This is a genomic window from Allorhizobium sp. nf9_anc (assembly GCF_056323085.1).
Genome location: NZ_CM150481.1, coordinates 2,950,663 through 2,967,330 on the forward strand (window position 1 = coordinate 2,950,663; position 16,668 = coordinate 2,967,330).

General features: G+C 55.9%; 12 protein-coding genes and 1 pseudogene. 4 read left to right on the forward strand and 9 right to left on the reverse strand.

The genetic code is table 11. The features are described 5' to 3' along the window. Positions 1–19 precede the first annotated feature (19 nt). Positions 20–1,558 (forward strand): IS3 family transposase, encoded by a 1,539-nt coding sequence (locus AC02Y0_RS14520; protein WP_476379581.1) that lies wholly within the window; start codon positions 20–22, stop codon positions 1,556–1,558. 41 nt (positions 1,559–1,599) lie between these two features. On the opposite strand, the gene AC02Y0_RS14525 is transcribed toward AC02Y0_RS14520, so the two are convergent. Beyond that, entirely contained in the window at positions 1,600–2,397 is a 798-nt protein-coding gene (locus tag AC02Y0_RS14525; RefSeq protein ID WP_476379583.1) for a hypothetical protein, read from the reverse strand. A gap of 50 nt (positions 2,398–2,447) precedes the next feature. On the opposite strand from AC02Y0_RS14525, the gene AC02Y0_RS14530 reads away from it, so the two are divergent. Further along, positions 2,448–3,755: a DNA cytosine methyltransferase gene (locus tag AC02Y0_RS14530; RefSeq protein ID WP_476379584.1), complete on the forward strand. Its 1,308-nt coding sequence runs from the start codon at positions 2,448–2,450 to the stop codon at positions 3,753–3,755. On the opposite strand, the gene AC02Y0_RS14535 is transcribed toward AC02Y0_RS14530, so the two are convergent. From AC02Y0_RS14535 to AC02Y0_RS14565, 7 genes are all read right to left on the reverse strand, one after another. Then, a complete protein-coding gene (locus AC02Y0_RS14535) occupies positions 3,688–4,590 on the reverse strand; it encodes a hypothetical protein (protein ID WP_476379585.1) in 903 nt (300 codons plus the stop codon). The genes AC02Y0_RS14530 and AC02Y0_RS14535 overlap by 68 nt on opposite strands. Beyond that, positions 4,590–6,926, reverse strand: coding sequence for an ATP-binding protein (locus AC02Y0_RS14540; protein WP_476379586.1), 2,337 nt, complete (start codon positions 6,924–6,926; stop codon positions 4,590–4,592). Before AC02Y0_RS14540 ends, AC02Y0_RS14535 begins: the two co-directional genes overlap by 1 nt. Before the next feature lie 884 nt (positions 6,927–7,810). Beyond that, entirely contained in the window at positions 7,811–9,445 is a 1,635-nt protein-coding gene (locus tag AC02Y0_RS14545) for an FGGY-family carbohydrate kinase (RefSeq protein ID WP_476379587.1), read from the reverse strand. A gap of 55 nt (positions 9,446–9,500) precedes the next feature. Then, entirely contained in the window at positions 9,501–10,229 is a 729-nt protein-coding gene (locus AC02Y0_RS14550) for an SDR family oxidoreductase (RefSeq protein WP_476379588.1), read from the reverse strand. A gap of 21 nt (positions 10,230–10,250) precedes the next feature. After that, complete coding sequence (locus AC02Y0_RS14555; protein ID WP_476379589.1) at positions 10,251–11,513, reverse strand: sugar ABC transporter permease; 1,263 nt, start codon at positions 11,511–11,513, stop codon at positions 10,251–10,253. After that, positions 11,510–12,331 carry an ATP-binding cassette domain-containing protein gene (locus AC02Y0_RS14560; protein WP_300890342.1) on the reverse strand — a complete coding sequence of 274 codons (822 nt, stop codon included), beginning with the start codon at positions 12,329–12,331 and terminating at the stop codon, positions 11,510–11,512. The genes AC02Y0_RS14555 and AC02Y0_RS14560 overlap by 4 nt, the downstream gene beginning before the upstream one ends. Positions 12,332–12,403: 72 nt before the next feature. After that, complete coding sequence (locus tag AC02Y0_RS14565; protein WP_476379590.1) at positions 12,404–13,450, reverse strand: ABC transporter substrate-binding protein; 1,047 nt, start codon at positions 13,448–13,450, stop codon at positions 12,404–12,406. Positions 13,451–13,726: 276 nt separating this feature from the next. Here AC02Y0_RS14565 and AC02Y0_RS14570 point away from each other — a divergent pair, with 276 nt between their 5' ends. Further along, a complete protein-coding gene (locus tag AC02Y0_RS14570; protein ID WP_476379591.1) occupies positions 13,727–14,740 on the forward strand; it encodes a LacI family DNA-binding transcriptional regulator in 1,014 nt (337 codons plus the stop codon). 574 nt (positions 14,741–15,314) lie between these two features. Here the strand turns inward: AC02Y0_RS14570 and AC02Y0_RS14575 are convergent. Then, positions 15,315–15,451 (reverse strand): annotated as a pseudogene (locus AC02Y0_RS14575) (IS5 family transposase); the annotation flags it as partial. Positions 15,452–15,659: 208 nt separating this feature from the next. Between AC02Y0_RS14575 and AC02Y0_RS14580 the strand changes: the two are divergent. Continuing rightward, positions 15,660–16,667 (forward strand): 3-oxoacyl-ACP synthase III family protein, encoded by a 1,008-nt coding sequence (locus tag AC02Y0_RS14580; RefSeq protein WP_476379592.1) that lies wholly within the window; start codon positions 15,660–15,662, stop codon positions 16,665–16,667. The last annotated feature ends 1 nt before the right edge of the window (position 16,668 follow it).

The window sequence follows — 16,668 nt, forward strand, 5'->3', positions numbered from 1 at the left end:
ACCACCAAGGAGGTAGTTCATGTATTCCTATTCAGACAGACTTCGAGCAGTGGAGCTCTACATACGGCTGGGCAAGCGCCTCAACCCGACCCTTCGTCAGCTGGGATATCCCACAAAGAATGCGCTGAAGGGTTGGTACCGCGAGTACGTCGAGAATCTCGATCTGCGTATGCAGCCGGTAGCGCGAGCGCCAAAGTATTCCGAGGCACAGAAACAGGCGGCACTTGAGCACTTTCGCACCCATGATCGTTGCATCTCTGCGACGATGAGGGCGCTTGGCTATCCCGGACGAGGAACTCTGACCGCCTGGGTCCGAGAGGCCTTTCCGGAAACGCAAACATCAATGGTTGGTCGATCGTGGCATCCTGGCTATTGCGAGGAGGTCCGGCAAGCCGGCGTCATCGGACTATGCTGTGGAGATGAAACCGCTCAACAGTTAGCTGATCGGCTAGGCGTCTCAAGGCCGACATTGTACAGCTGGAAAGACCAGCTACTCGGTCATGAGGCTCCTTCATCCATGAAACGCCGCAAAGCCAACTCCAAAAAGCCAGAACGTGAGGAACTCGAGCGACAGCTTGAAGCTCTCCAGCGTGATGTCCGCCAGTTGCAACTCGAGCATGACCTCCTGAAGAAAGCCAACGAACTGTTAAAAAAAGGCCTGGGCGTCGATCTGCAGATCCTGAGCAATCGGGAAAAGACACAGCTGATTGACGCCCTTAAAGATAGCTATCGCCTGCCAGAACTCCTCGCCCAGCTGCAAATTGCCCGGAGCTCCTACTTTTACCACCGCACACGGATATGTCTGGCAGATAAGTATGCCGCCATCCGGCACAGCCTTGCGAAAATATTCGAAGCAAACCGTCGTTGCTATGGTTATCGCCGATTGCAGGCGTCGCTTGCCAGGCAAAGCGTGACAATCTCGGAGAAGGTTGTGCAGCGCTTGATGAAGCAGGAGCAGTTGGTCGTTGCCAGGCCGCGTCGACGGCGTTTTGGATCATATCTGGGAGAAATCAGCCCGGCGCCCGAGAACCTGATCAATCGCGACTTCCATGCAAAAGCACCGAACGTGAAATGGCTGACAGACATCACCGAGTTCCAGATCCCAGCTGGGAAGGTGTACCTCTCGCCGATCATCGACTGCTTCGACGGTATGGTCATAAGTTGGTCGATTGGGACGCAGCCAGATGCAGGCCTGGTCAACACAATGCTGGATGCCGCCATTGAGACCGTGACCAAAGGAGAGGAGCGGCCAATCGTCCATTCCGATCGTGGAGCCCATTATCGCTGGCCCGGCTGGCTGACACGGATCAGCAACGCGCAGATGGTTCGCTCGATGTCCCGCAAGGGCTGCTCACAAGACAACGCTGCGTGCGAAGGCTTCTTCGGCCGGTTGAAAACGGAACTCTTTTATCCACGGGATTGGAAGGCCATCACAATCGAACAGTTCGTCGCCGAGGTGGATGCTTACATCCGCTGGTACAACGAGAAGCGCATCAAGATATCACTGGGATCACTCAGCCCGGTCGAATATCGCAACAGCCTCGGCCTGAGCATTTAGAACAGTCCAACTTTTTGTCCGCACCCCCGCCGGGTCAGCTCTCAGTGGAAATCAACACTTAGTGCTTGTACGATATCGGCATCGCGTTCTGCATGACACTGTCGAAGGTCGGAGGGATCGGTCACGTAGGCTTCGTCCAAATACTCGTGGACATCTGGCGGTGCTAGAAGCCGTAGGGCTTTGAAAGCGTCTTCCTTCCAATAAGGAGCGGATAGCTCAGCCATAATCTGGCCTAGATGAGGACGGTGACCCCAAATCTGATACCTTTCCGGAAATTGTCCGTGATCCGGCGAGGCTCTCCAGCCATCCTTAAGTTCCTTTTTGCGCCTGAGCGTAATCCCACGGTGAGACATTAGTCGTTGCCATTGATCTACGCCGTATCCATCACAGTAGTCATCATAACCGGGTTGCGGAGAATAGTCCTGATTTGGGTCGGGCATCCACTCGCCGGGCTTCGGTTGGAAATGAGGTGCGGACCAGTCGAGGTACGATAGGCGAATGGCAGAGAAAATCGAACGCTGAAGAGCAATTAAGACCAGCAAAACAAGCATGTAGAGCCGCTGTCGGCGCTTGCGTGCCTCCTCGATCCGGCGGCGCAACTGGATAACGCTCCGACGGTGCTTGTCTTCCAATTGCAAGCGCCTGCGAATACGGGCCTTTTGTGCGTCACGTCGCCTCTGTGAGCTGGACATAAACTGGGGCATCGCGATCTCCTTTGAAAGAAGATCGCTGTCGGCGGCGCATGACACAACATCAACACGTGTTTTGAGGCCGAAGCATACGAGCAATGCGTGGTGCCGAATGTGGCATACCCGGCTGGCGGCCTGGTGAATTGTCATCAGAACTGCAATAAGGGATAGTGAAGTTCATTCGAAACGCGATTCAAAGTATGAAATCGAAAAATCCTCCTGTTTTTATTGATGTTTTTGCTGGATGCGGTGGCCTGAGCCTTGGACTGCTGCAATCAGGCTGGTCGGGCCTGTTTGCTGTTGAGCGTGATAAAAACGCTTTCGAGACCCTAAACCACAATCTGATACATGGTGAACGACTGAATCGGTTCCAATGGCCAACATGGCTTCCTGTTGAACCTCTCAGCGTCACTGACTTGCTAGAGCAGTACGATGATCGCCTGCGAGGGCTCAAAGGTCAGGTTGACATGCTTGTTGGCGGCCCCCCGTGTCAGGGATTCTCAAGCGCGGGAAAACGGAATCCCGCTGACCCTCGGAACACACTGGTCGAAGCGTATCTCGAACTGGTAAAAACTATCGAGCCAAAGCTAGTTCTGATAGAAAACGTGAGGGGCATCAACTCTAACTTTTCGCAAGATATTGACGGTAAAGCTCCCATTAATTACGCGCGCCGGATCATCGAGAGACTTGAAAAGCAGTACCACGTAGCCACGGAACTGGTTGATGTGTCCAGGTTTGGTGTTCCGCAGAAGAGGCATAGGTTTTTTATCTTAGCTCTTCGCAAGGACCTTACAAACGAGGCCTTTGAACCATTCTCGCAGTTAGAAGCCTATAGGCAAACATTCTTACGCCAAAAAGGCATATACTCCGTCCCAGTTAGCACACGCATGGCTATCTCAGACCTTGAGGTCGGTCGCAACGGCACCGCCCCAAGTCGCGAGTCTTCAGGATTCAGTGAGATCAAATACTCCGGCCCGATCACAAGCTATCAGGCTATGATGCGTGGCGACTCTCCAATCGGCATCACAAACACAAGGCTCGCGAATCATCGTCAGAACATTCAGGAACGCTTCAAGCAATTTATTGAATTATGCCATTCTGAAGGACGTTTAAACACATCCCTATCCCCGGAAATCAAAGCTGCCTATGGTCTTAAGAAGTCTGCAATCCGAGTACTGGATCCCGACCGGCCATCTCCGACGATAACAAGTATGCCTGACGACTTAATCCACTACTCCGAACCTAGAACATTGACCGTCAGAGAAAACGCTCGAATTCAAAGTTTTCCAGACTATTTTGACTTCAAGGGTAAATACACCACGGGCGGCGAACGCAGGAAGGCTGAAGTGCCGCGCTTTACGCAAGTAGCCAACGCGGTGCCGCCTCTTATGGCTGAAGCTCTCGGATGCGTTCTGGCAGAAATAATCAGTGAGACAACAACTATTTCGGAAACAAGTCCTCAAACAAATCTTGAAATTCCAAAAGGCCGGATCGCAGTTCTCGCATAACCTCGACAGTTAACTCGTTACCTTTGCTATCGTACAGTCGACGAGAAAAACCCTCCCGCTCGACAGTGACATGCCCGAGAACGTTTCTCTTAGGCATAATCTTTTGTCGATATGCCTCGAACTTCGGGGCATGTTCCAAATGAAGCTTCAAAGTCTTGAGTATTTTTACAATTAATCGGAAGCGCTCATCACTTGAATAAACTAGATGATGACTTCCCAATTCGTTGAAGTGAATTATTTTCTCAATGTCGTCGAGCGCCTTGCCTAGCGTCTCTCGCTTATCCTTGATTCTACCTTTCACCAGATCCAGGAACTCTTCGCGAAAGGCTTCGTTATTTTCAAACAAATGCGAAAGACCCTCAATCACCATGTGATCGATGTCACTGGTCGCCCCCATCACTATGCCACGCGAATGATCAATATCCAGCACCTTTCGAACAAGATTCTCAAACACCCCCGTGACGACATCTGGCAGATCTGAACGATGAGAAGTAAAAACGCCAGGTATCCGGCGCTCAGCAATCATTCCTGCGAGACTTCCAGTAGTTTGCCCTGAATAGAAAATTATGTCCTTGTACTCGAAAACCCCACGGACTTCTGCGACACCTTCGTCTCCCTTCTTCCCTGCACCAAGGTCGTAATCCATCAGGACCAGATCGATATGGTCCCCGTAGATGGAGCTTGAAAGATATTTCGTGGCCTCATCCACGGATGCTGCAAATTGCACCACTAAGCGGAAGCCCTCTTTTCGAAGCAAACTCCGAATGCGATCTCTTTGAGCCTCAACAGCTCCTTGATTATCTTCGACCCACAAGACGTTGAAATCCAGCCGCATTACTTTGCAATCCTTATCAAGAAAGCGGCCCCTCTAACGCCGCTGATTTCAACCACTTCGATTGTTCCATTCATTTCACCGAGAACATGCTGGACGTGGTACAGTCCGAGCCCAGAACCATCTGTTTTTGTAAATCCCTTCTCAAACACACGCGCGAGTTGATCAATTCCTGGATCAAAGCCGCGACCGTTATCTTCGACACGGATGTGTATTATGTCCTTGGCGGGATGACTTATTTCGAACTCAACCTTTGTGGCGCGGGCCTTCCGTGCGTTCGTAATCAAGTTGTCTACGACAACTGCAACGTCAATCGGTTTGAATTTTTTCTCAAACGACTTACCATCTGATTGGACAGACAACTGCATGGGACCCGAGAGAAACTGCCGAGCTACCTGATCTATGTATTGCTCTACGTAATTCCCGATATCTGCCTCAATTTTTTCCGATTCCAGACGAAAATTTGCCTTTGTAGCAAACTTGGTTACACCCATTATTCTTCTATTGAGAAGGGATATACCGTCCAACACCGCAAGTACTTCTGACCTCGATATACTATCTCTTCCCTCTAAGCTGACCATGAAATTTTCAATGCGTTGCTGCACGTCAACTGCATACATCGTGACTTGATGGTGAAGATTTAAAATTGTATCGGTGTCTAAATTTGATACTGAGGCAAGGAAGAGGTTTCTTTTCTTTTCTTCCTCGAAACGGGTCGTCACCTGTTGGACGATTTGTTCAGCGACCGTTGCCCGCTCTAGAGCCGCTTCTTTCGCCTTTCGTTCTTCGTCAGCTTGTTTCCGCGCTCGCTCCTCCGATTCACGCATCTCGCGAAATCGGCGCTCAGCCTCCTGAATATTCGAAAATAGGCCGCGATCTTTGGTTTTTTCTGCGATAGCTCTTAAGCTTGCAAGCGAGTTTTCGAATTGAGAAGATCTCTCGCTCAAAATTCCGATTAGCTTAGTGCTATATTCGAGAAGCTCTACATCTCGGTCATCAACTAGCTTCGCGACCGCGCTTGCGACCCTTGCGCGGCCAGGGTCAGTCATTAGGCGCGACACATCACCAAAATTTTTATCTTCAGCGTCCACGAAAGTTACAGGAACTACATACTTTTCCAACCTGACCAGACAGTTGTCCCTAAAGCAGCGCTTCAACTGAGCAACGGCCTCGGTCTGGATCAAGCCTGTGTTGCGACTAGAGGCCTCCTGAAAATCGCTTTCCGCGCCTGATACGTCCAGACGCCCTATCACATCACGGGTGCCAAGAAACCGCGCATAGCCCTGCTGCTTGCGACGATCCATACCAAACCAATCGTCGCTTTCTTCGCCAATTGGATAGACTCTGAAACCGTTTCGGAACACAAACACAGAGCCGAATTGGACAGAAGGCACCCCCATCCTCTTCGCAAAAGTTATCTTTGCGGAATGGTTCAGGAAAAAAATCTGACACCGAAAACCAGACGGACGAAGTAGATCGTATGTATTTGGCTCCCTTATACGATAAATTAACTCTCCACGGTCAATTAACGTCGTTTCGATTAAATTATCTTCCTGATTAATGGACACCTCAATGGATGTTGTTTTTTCTGCCAAAGTAGAGAATATAAAATTTCCAACTTCGCCATTAACAATTCGGCCGTGATTTATCTGCTCATTACGCTTAAGCGCGTTTTGCTTCTCCAGCTCGTCAGCCTTGAGTTCGCTTTCAGCATGCAGGAATATTTTGAAGCCGTCAGTCGATGCGCCAAATGGATTGATCAACTTGGCGAGCGCCGACTTGAGTAGGAGTATCTTTTCCCGCCCCCAAACCTGACGGGTCCTTTCGATTTTAATTACCGTGCCATGCTCAATTTTCGGCAAGGTTGGCGGAACATCAAAACCATTATCGTTTTGCGTGTAGTCCAACAAAATAGAGTCGAAGTGTGCCTTATGATCAGCGTCAAATCGCGACCAATCAACCACGACAGAATGAACTTTGCTGCCGATTTCTCGCCTTGAAAGCGTCTGCAGGCGGACCGCTGACCCCAGACGATCAGAAGAGAACCGCCCGATCCCCTTACTGCCCGCGTAGTGCTTGCGGTCCGCAATACTGTCACGAAAGTCGGCTGTTCGGTTCACATCTTTCTTGGCGGAGTAGGCAACGAAAAGCCACTTTTCGCGGATGTCGGCGTACGACATCCCAATTCCATTGTCTGCGATCAGGATCGATTGCTTATCGATAACGATATCGACACGACTTGCTTCGGCGTCAAACGAGTTCTTGACCAACTCAAAGATAGCGACCTCATCATCTGTGATCAGGTCGCTTCCCAGAACGCTTTTGAGCCCGCTGCTCACATCAAAATGAAGGTCGGACAGTTGGATACCTCTATCGAGCCGGTTTCGTTCATTTAACGAAGTTCAACATGGCCCAGAAACGCATCGATTCTCAACCATCGCGACAGTGATGCCACAACTTTACTGACCAAAGGGATGTTGAGAGATCCAGGCGGCCATTTTGGTTTCAAAGGGGAGACACAGGAAGTTAGTCAGCCGGGACAGACCGTCCGTGAGACCAAAGAAAAGCGTTAGGAGGAGGTCTAAAAAGAAGTGGTGTTGACAACACCGAATCCCGCCCCCCAAAGTGGCGCTGCTGCTTGAGCTAAGCCTCTGACGAAACTGTTTTTTTGACCGAGGTCGGTGGGGCTCCAGGTTCCCCAGCCAATTCTCCCAGAAAGCCTTGATTCTCGTGTTTTTCCGTAGTGCCGGATCCCGTTTTGGCGTCATCGGCGACCTGATGCCCAAAACTGATGCCCAAAGGTGAGACCCAAGCCGAAATAGGCACGGGGTAACCTTCGGGCCTGATTCAGGGTGTCTACGTCATGGCAGTCCGCCACGGGGTCGAAAATCTTATCCGCCGAGGAAACATCTTCTACTGGCGGCCACGCATTCCAGCAGCCTTCATTCACTGCCAACCCGGCAGCCGACTTTCACTGACCCTTCATTGTTCGGATCATAGGAAGGCACAGATGATCGGCCGCAAGCTCAACACGCGGCTCGCTGAACTGAAGATGCGGTCGAAGGAAACGATGTCCACGCAGCAGCTCCAGAAACTCTTTGAACATGGGCGCGACAAGGAACTCCAGCGAAAATGCGGGCACAATACCCAATGGCGGGCCCATACAAGCCTCAGGCCGCAGTATCACGAGTTGCACCCGCAGCCCGATTGCTGCCTAGCAATGCTAGAACGACCTTATGGTCCGCGAAACTTCCTGAAGGGTGAGGAAGGCTTGATAGCGTCCTTCATGAAGTGTCGCTACACGCTCGCCGCTTGGCGTGTGGATCGAAGCACTCCTTGCGAGTTCACGCATGGCATCGCGAACATCCGGGAAGGCGCCAGCAGCGACGCTACCAAGAATGGCAGAGCCGAGCAGGACAGGTTCGTCCGCTTCAGTCGCGACAACAGGCTTGCAGCAGGCGTCCGCAAGGATCTGGCGCACCAGCGGGCTTGCACCCGCGCCACCGCTGATCACCACCCGCTCGACGGACGCTCCGGACTTTGCCTGCGTCTCGATGATCTGGCGCAGTCCGTAGCCGATCCCACAGAGTCCGGCGATGTAGAGAGCGATCAGACTGTCGAAGTCACGTTCCATTCCAAGGCCAGCAATGACGGCGCGGGCATGCGGATCGGCAAAGGGCGCGCGATTGCCGAGAAATTCCGGCACCACATGCAGGCCAGCAGCAAGGTCGACGGCCTCTGAGGCATCGGCAATCTTGAGTGCTGCCTGCTCGGCCATGAAGGCGGGCAAAGACTTCCCCTCGGCCTGTGCCCGGGCGGTCGCCTCGGCGGCCGCAGGATGGAACGAGAGGAGTTGGTCGATCGCCGCGCCAGCGGCACTTTGTCCGCCCTCGTTCAGCCACATGCCAGGTACCATGGCCGAATAATACGGCCCCCAGACGCCGGGCACGAAAACTGGCTCGGCCGTCGACGTCATGGTGCAGGAGGAGGTCCCGAAGACGTAAGCCAGGTTCTCGGCCGGCTTGCCGCCGATGCCGACCGTGCCGATGCCACCCGCATGGGCGTCGATCATGCCCGCGGCGACCGCCGTGCCGGGTTTGAGCCCCATGGCTTCGGCCGCCTCTGCGGTCAGCCCTTGCCCCAATCGGGTACCGGGCTCGACGATGTCAATACCGATGCGGGCAAAGCCCTCCTTCGCCAGTTCGGCCAAGCCGATCTGATCGAAATAACTTTGATCCCAACGCGCCTCATGGGCGAGATAGGTCCACTTGCAGGTTACCGTGCAGGTCGATCGCGCGAGGTCGCCGGTCGATTTCCAGGTCAGAAAATCAGCGAGATCGAAGAACTGCCAAGCGGCTGTGAAAGTCGCCGGGCGATTTTCCTTAAGCCACAGGATCTTCGGCGTCTCCATCTCGGGCGAGATGCGGCCACCGACATAGCGCAGGACATCGTGGCCCATGGCGTTGATGCGCTCGGCCTGAGCCACGGCACGGTGATCCATCCAGACGATGATGTCACGCTTTGCCTCTTCCGAGGGGCCGACTGCAAGCGGCTGGCCGCCCTCGCCCAGGACCACCAGCGAGCAGGTCGCATCGAAGCCGAGCCCGATGACCTGATCCGGCGACACGCCGGCTGCCTGCACCGCCTCGCGGATGATCGCACAGACGGCATTCCAGATCTCGGTGCTCGACTGCTCGACGATCGAGCCTGCCTCGCGGTAAAGCGTGATATCGCGCTTCGCGACCGACAACATGCGGCCCTCAAGGTCGAAGAGGCCAGCACGCGCGCTGCCCGTTCCGACATCGACGCCGATGACGTAACGGGTGGCTCCCTCGGTCGAGTTCTGTGCTGAGGTCATGGTCTTCTCGTCTGTTTCGGCATTGCAAGGCAGGCTGGTGAGAATCAAGCAGGCGTCAAAGATCGACGCTGTTGGGCAGGATCACCAGGTCACGAATGGTCACATTGCGGGGCCGCGACAGCATGAAGAGAACAGCGTCGGCCACCTCCTTCGGCTGCATCAGGCTACCATTGGCAAGCGCCTCTTCCATCTTGGCCTTCGGCCAGTCATCGAGGAGTGCTGTAACAACGGGACCCGGCAGAACCGCACCGACGCGCACGCCATGGGGCGCCACCTGGCGGCGGGTCGAATGGACAAAGGCCTGAACCGCGAATTTCGAAGCCGTGTAGATCGGCTCCCAGACGACCGGAACGACGCCGGCGATTGAGCTGGTGAACAGGATGTCACCGGACTTCTGCGCGATCATGTGCGGCAAGACTGCATGCACGGAGCGGAAGGCAGCGTTGATGTTGAGGTTCAGCATACGGTCCCAGGCATCAGGATCGCCTTCCGCGACTGGACCGCCGATATAGGCACCGGCATTGGCGTGGAATATATCCAGACCGCCTGCCAGCTCAAGAATGCGCGGCAGCATGCTGGAAACGGCAGGCCCGTCGAAGAGATCGACCACCAGCGGCTTGGCACGCTCGCCGAGTTCCTTGCACAAGGCCTCAAGCTTGTCCTTGGCGCGGTCGATCAGGACAACCGTCGCGCCTTCGGCGATCAGTGTGCGGGCGCATTCGAGGCCGATGCCCGAGGCCGCTCCGGTTATGGCGGCAACCTTGCCCTTCATCAGTTCAGTCATATCAAGTCTCCAGTCTTGGGATCAGGCGCGGCCATGGCTGACGCGCGAGCGGCGGGCAAGCGAGTCGACGATGACGGCGATGGCGAGAACGGCACCGGTGATCATGTAACGAAGCGACGAGCTGAGGTTGAGGAGCGTCAACCCGTTCGAGATCGCCTGGATGACGATGATGCCAAGCAGTGCCGAATAAGCGCTGCCGCGTCCGCCGAAGAGGCTGGTGCCGCCAATGACGGCTGCTGCGATCGCGTTGAGGTTGACGTCACCCGTGCCGGCCTGCTGGCTAGACGAGGCGAGACGCGATGCGGACAAAGTGCCGCCGAGAGCGGCCAGCGTCGAGCACAGCATGAAGGCGCTCATGTAAATGCGGCGGACATTGATACCCGAGCGGCGTGCAGCCTCACGGTTGCCACCGACGGCAAACATCGAGCGCCCCCATTTGGTCTTCGTCAGCGCATAATTGAGGATCACGACCAGGGCCACGAACAGGCCAAACATCCATGGCACGCCGCGCCCGAGGTTCAGGTAGTAGACTGCGGCTTCAAGTACGACCGTCAGGACCACGGCCTTGACGATGAGGCTGCTGATCGGCTGCGAGGAGAGATTGACCGCCTGTCGGCGCTGACGGATGACCATACCGGCGACAATCAGGACGGCACCAGGCACAAGTGCCAGCAGGTAGGACAGCCAGTCAGGCATCACGAGGATCTGGCCGAACCGGACGAGCGGCGAGGCGTAGGGCAGGTTGATGCTGCCCGTCGGACCCAGGATATAGAGCTGTAAGCCGAGCAGTGCGAGCAGACCGGCAAGCGTTGCAACGAAGCTCGGCATACCCAGGCGATTGTACATCATCGCGTAGAGCGCACCGACGCCCGCTCCTGTCACCAGTGCCGCACCAATGGCGAGCGGCAATGAGATACCGGAGTTGACCCAGAGCACGCCGATAATTGCCGAGGCGAGGCCGCTCATCGAGCCGACCGACAGGTCGATCTCGCCGAGGATGAGCACGCAGACGATGCCAAGCGAGATGATGCCGACTGTCGCGCAGTCGAACAGCAGGTTTACGAGGTTGTTCGGCGCAAGAAAGATCGGATTGAGGATGCTGAAGACCGTCGAAATGACGATCAGACCAATGGCGACCGGCAACATTCCGAGGTCGCCGGAGCGAACTCGGCTGACGAAGGCGCGGACCATACCACCGATGCCATCGGCGTGGCGGACGCGCTCATCGCTACGATCGAGAGCAAGCGGGGTGGATTTGTTTTCATTCGACATCTGAGTGCTCATGCGGGGCTCCCGCCGATTTCGGCCTGTTCGACGGCCTTTCGGCCAGCCCGGCGCGAGACAGAGTTTTCCGTGGCGCCGGTAATGGCGGCCACGAGTTCGTGGTTAGAGGCGTCAGGCGAGAAGACGCCGTTGTTCTTGCCGAGACGCAGGACGACGACGCGGTCGGCAACGGCACGGACGTCTTCCATATTGTGGCTGATAATGATGACCCCGAGACCGCGCTCACGGACGCGTTCGATCAGGTTCAGGACTTCGGCGGTCTGGGCAACGCCAAGTGCTGCCGTCGGCTCGTCGAGCATGATGATCTTCGGGTCGAGCAGAAGCGAGCGGGCAATCGCGACCGTCTGGCGCTGGCCACCGGACAGCGAGGCAATCGGCTCACGCACCGATGGAATGCGCGCGGCGAGTTCGCGCAGCAGCGTCCATGCACGCACCTCCATCGCCACCTCATCGAGGTTCCAGGGCGAGAGTTCGTGTCCAAGAAAGAGATTGGCGACGACATCGAGATTTTCGCAGAGCGCCAGATCCTGAAAGACCGTCGCGATGCCGAGTTCGAGCGCGCGGCTCGGGCTGTCGAGCGAAACTTCCTGACCCATGAACTCGATCCGGCCGGAACTGGGCTGGTGGACGCCGGCCAGGACCTTGATCAGTGTCGACTTGCCGGCACCATTGTCACCGACGAGAGCTACGACCTCGCCCGCCTTCACTTCAAGCTCGATGTCGCTCAGCGCGGAAACCGCACCGAAATTCTTCGAGACATTGCTCAGCTTCAGGATGGTCGTGCCCTTGGGTGGCAGACCGATGTCATTTCGTTGCATGACGGGGCTCTTCTTTGGGAAATGGGATACGCCCGGCCGGAGCAAGCCCCGACCGAGCGCCTTGGGAGATCATTACTGAGTGATGCCGAGCTTCTTGCAACCCTCTGCATATTCACCGGTGCAGACATCTTCGGGCTTCTGGATGCCCTTATCGAAGATCTCTGCCTTGATGTTTTCCGCAGTCACAACGGCCGGCACGAAGAGCTCGGACGGCGTGTTGTAGAGTGTCGTCTTGGCTTCGACCGTCTCGCCCTTCAGAAGCTTCACAGCCACATTTGCTGCTGCGGCCGCGACGATTTCCGATGGCTTGGAAATCGTGTTGTACTGGTCGCCCGAGATGATCAACTGCAGGGCTGCGATCGTCGCGTCGTTGCCGGTGACAGGCGGGACAGGGTTTACGCCTGCGGCCTTGAAGGCAGCAATCGCGCCACCGCCTGTGCCGTCGTTGGCAGCAACGACGCCCTTGATCTCGGCGCCAAAGCGGGTGATTTGGCCGGCGGCCCATTCCTGTGCCTTTGGCGGCGCCCATTCCGGCGTGTCGAATTCGGCAAGCGTCTTGTAGCCGGAGTCCTTCAAGCCGCGATGGATGCCGTCACGGATCAGGCCAGCCGCCGCGTCGGTTGGCGAACCGTTGATCTGCAGCACGCCCGCACCTTCGGGAACGCCACTGGCCTTCAGATGGTCAACCAGCGACTTGGCGATCGCATGGCCGATGCCTTCATTGTCGAAGGACACGTAGTAGTCTGCAGCCTTGTCCGGGATCGGGCGGTCATAGGCGATGACCTTGACATCCTGGGACTGGGCGATTTCGACGAGAGCGGCGGCGGCCGCGGAATCGACCGGATCAAGAACAACGACCTTGGCGCCCTGCGCAATCACCGAATTGAACTGCTGCTGCTGGAGTGCGACATCCGCATTGGCATTCTGGTAGATGACGGTGCAGGTCGGGCAGAGCTTTGCCATCTCTGCTTTGAAGCCCGGATAGTCGTGCTCTTCATAGCGCGTCGATGCCTGGTCGGGCATCAGGAAGGCGACTGTCGCCCCTTCCTGCGCGAGAGCAGAACCGGAAAGCATTGCGGCGAGACCGACGGTCGCCAGCAGCATGGAACGAATTTTCATATCTCATTCTCCTCCTTGAATGGGAACAGCTCGCCTTGTGAGGCTGCTCCGGACTGTCATTCTCCCGCCCATTCCGCGTCGCCCAACATGAGGACGCAGCGCATCGTTCGTCGCCGAACACATCGGCGCCGCAAGACATGGGCACTGGCAGAACGCCTCCCGGTCGACCCTCCACAGCCAACCTGTATCATCGATTGAGCACCACTGCTCAATCGATGAAGCAAGAATTGCCACTTCTCTCGTTTGATGTCAAGTTGGGTCTCGTAGGAGGATTTCGTGAATCAGCAGCGCCCGCAGAAAAAGACGACGATCTATGATCTGGCCGAACTTGCCGGAACCTCGGCGAGTGCGGTGAGCGCCGTCCTGAACGGCAACTGGAAAAAGCGCCGGATCAGCAGCCAGTTGGCGGAAAAGATCACCCGGATTGCCGAGGAACAGGGCTATGCCATCAACATGCAGGCAAGCCTGCTGCGCCGGGAAAAGTCCCGGATCATTGGCATGATTGTTCCCAAATACGACAACCGGTATTTCGGCTCGATCGTCGAGACCTTCGAAATCATGGCGCGCGAGCGCGGGCTGTTCCCGATCATCACCTGTACGCTCCGCGATCCGGACTTGGAGCTGGAAGCGGCACGCACAATGCTGTCGTATCAAGTGGAATGGCTGATCTCCACGGGTGCAACCGATCCGGATCGTATAACCGACATCTGCTTGGCTGCAGGCGCTCGTAGTTTGAACCTTGACCTTCCAGGCACCAAGGCGACGTCGATCATCTCCGACAACTTCGCCGGCGCGCGCGAACTAACGCGGCGCACACTGATCAATCATCACATTAAGACCGGTGTCATGGCGCCGCTGCTCTTCATCGGCGGTCGTGGCAGTGACCATAACACCGCCGAACGTATCCGTGGCTTCCGAACTGCCCATCAGGATCTCGGCGTGCCGATCGAGGAACACCATGTCCTCGCCTGCGGCTACGCACCCGAAAAGGCAGCGCAGGCGCTGAGCGCCATGGCGGACAGAGAAGGAAGCGTGCCGCGCGGCATGTTCGTCAACTCAACCATTTCGCTCGAAGGCGTCATGCGCTGGATCAAGTCCTCAGCCCACTTTCAGGGTGAGCAACCCATCATCGGTTGCTTTGACTGGGACCCCTTCGTCGCCCTGCTTAGCCACGACATCGAAATGGCACGCCAGGACGTGCCCGGCATGCTTATCGCCGCCTTCGACATTCTCGAGAAAGGAAGCAGCGACGGCCGCAAGCTGATCGAGATCCCGCCGATTTTCGCATAAGCCAAATAGATCAGCCAATCTGAAGCGTTTGGTAAATCTAAAGTCGGGGGTGCAAACATCTGCACCGTCCAGAGCGGCGGGACATATTGCGATATAGCAAACTGTCTCTGCGCAATCATTTGCGCTCTAATACAGCGCACTAAGGTACCCGCGTAGGTATGCCGATTCACCTCCGGCTCGGCGCTCCTGAGCGGAAATAATTGCCGCCCTCCCGCCATGTTGACGTCGGCCCCAAAGCCAGGGCACAAAGTTGGCATCCACGGTCGCTCGCGGCGGGAAAACAGAGGAAAATCAAAGGCGAATATTCTAAGTCTTTGAAATAATGCGAGAATCTAGACTCTCTAAGCAGGCCATTTTAGGCCGGTTTTTCGCTGAAAATCAGCGACTATTTCTCACAGAAAAAAGCGAGGCCTTCTCAACAACTTGAGCAATCCCGGCTGCTGTTCTTAGTCCATCTGTCGTTCCGAAACGGGTCTCGCAAAAATTGGCTGGGGACCCAAGAACGATATCTGCAAAGGGGCCGAGAGCGGACTGGGTGCTGGGTTGCTGCATTCACCAAACGGATCGATGATTACTAGGTCCTGTTAACAAAGCAAGGCAGCCAAATTTTTGCGGCGGCCCGAGCAAGAAATGCGGAGAAGGATTCTCGGGTTTTGTCAAATCGGGTCGCACGCGACGAAACTGTTTGAGACGATTACACATCCGCTCGATGCTCGTGTCCCGCCGCGAGCCCAAATTGCCTGCCAAAAAAAACGGTCTTGAATTACGTTTCCCTTGATTCGGGAACAAATTTTGAAAACAGTTCCGGCAATTGACCCGGGACAGCCAAACTCTGCTTTCGCCGAAGCCTATGCAGTTCCGGCCTTGTTTGCGAAACCGGATGTGACCAAGTAAAGCTTCCAACATGGACCTTGGTCGAATGAGCGGCGATATTCGTCGGTTGCGTATAGCCGGGACGGGACATTTTGTTCCGTCGCGGGTCCTTTTGTCGACGGACCTCGATCGAGAACTGGGCTTTGAAGAGGGTTCTCTTCAGCGACTATCCGGCGTGTTCAGCCGACATGTCTGTCAGGGAGAGGACGATCAGATCGCAATGGCTGTCGCCGCTGCTAATCTGGCCATGCAAAAGGCGGGCATTGGCCCTGAGGACATTGATCTTGTCATCGGTGCTTGTGGTGTTCCCTATCAGCCATTGCCGACAACCGCCCCGCTGGTGATGGACCGGCTCGGCATTGCCGAGGGTCGTGCTGCCGCCTTCGATGTCAATGCGAGCTGTCTCAGCTTCCTGGCCGCTGTTGATCTGGCCGCCGACCGTATCGCGATGGGACGGGCACGGGTCGCCATTGTCTTTTCTGCAGATATTGCCTCGAGGGCGCTGCCTTGGCACGATCAGCCGGATGTTGCGGCATTGTTCGGCGATGGGGCGGCTGCAATCGTCCTGACGGCGGCTTCCGAGGGCGACAGTTCGATCCGTGCAAGCCTCATGCGCACCTATCCTTCTGCCTATGACGCTTGCGGAATCGGTGCGGGCGGTACGCGCTTCGATTTTCACCGGCAGCCGGATGAATTCGCCGCCCATGCCTCCTTCCGTATGGATGGCAAAGCGCTGTTTCGCGTCACGCATCGCCATTTTTCCCGCTTCGTCGATGAGCTTCTCGTCGAGGCCGGATGGTCCCGCGACGATGTTGATCTGGTCCTGCCTCATCAGGCAAGCCCTCTGGCTTTGGAGCATATGATCAGTCAAACCGGTATGTCGGCTGATCGGGTGGTCAACATTACAGCGCGCTTTGGCAATCAGATAGCAGCCTCCATTCCGACTGCGCTCGATATCGCCTGGGCTGACGGGCGGATCAGAAAGGGATGCAAGCTTCTCATGCTCGGCACATCGGCCGGTGTGTCCTTTGGCGGCATGGCGATAGAGGTTTGAA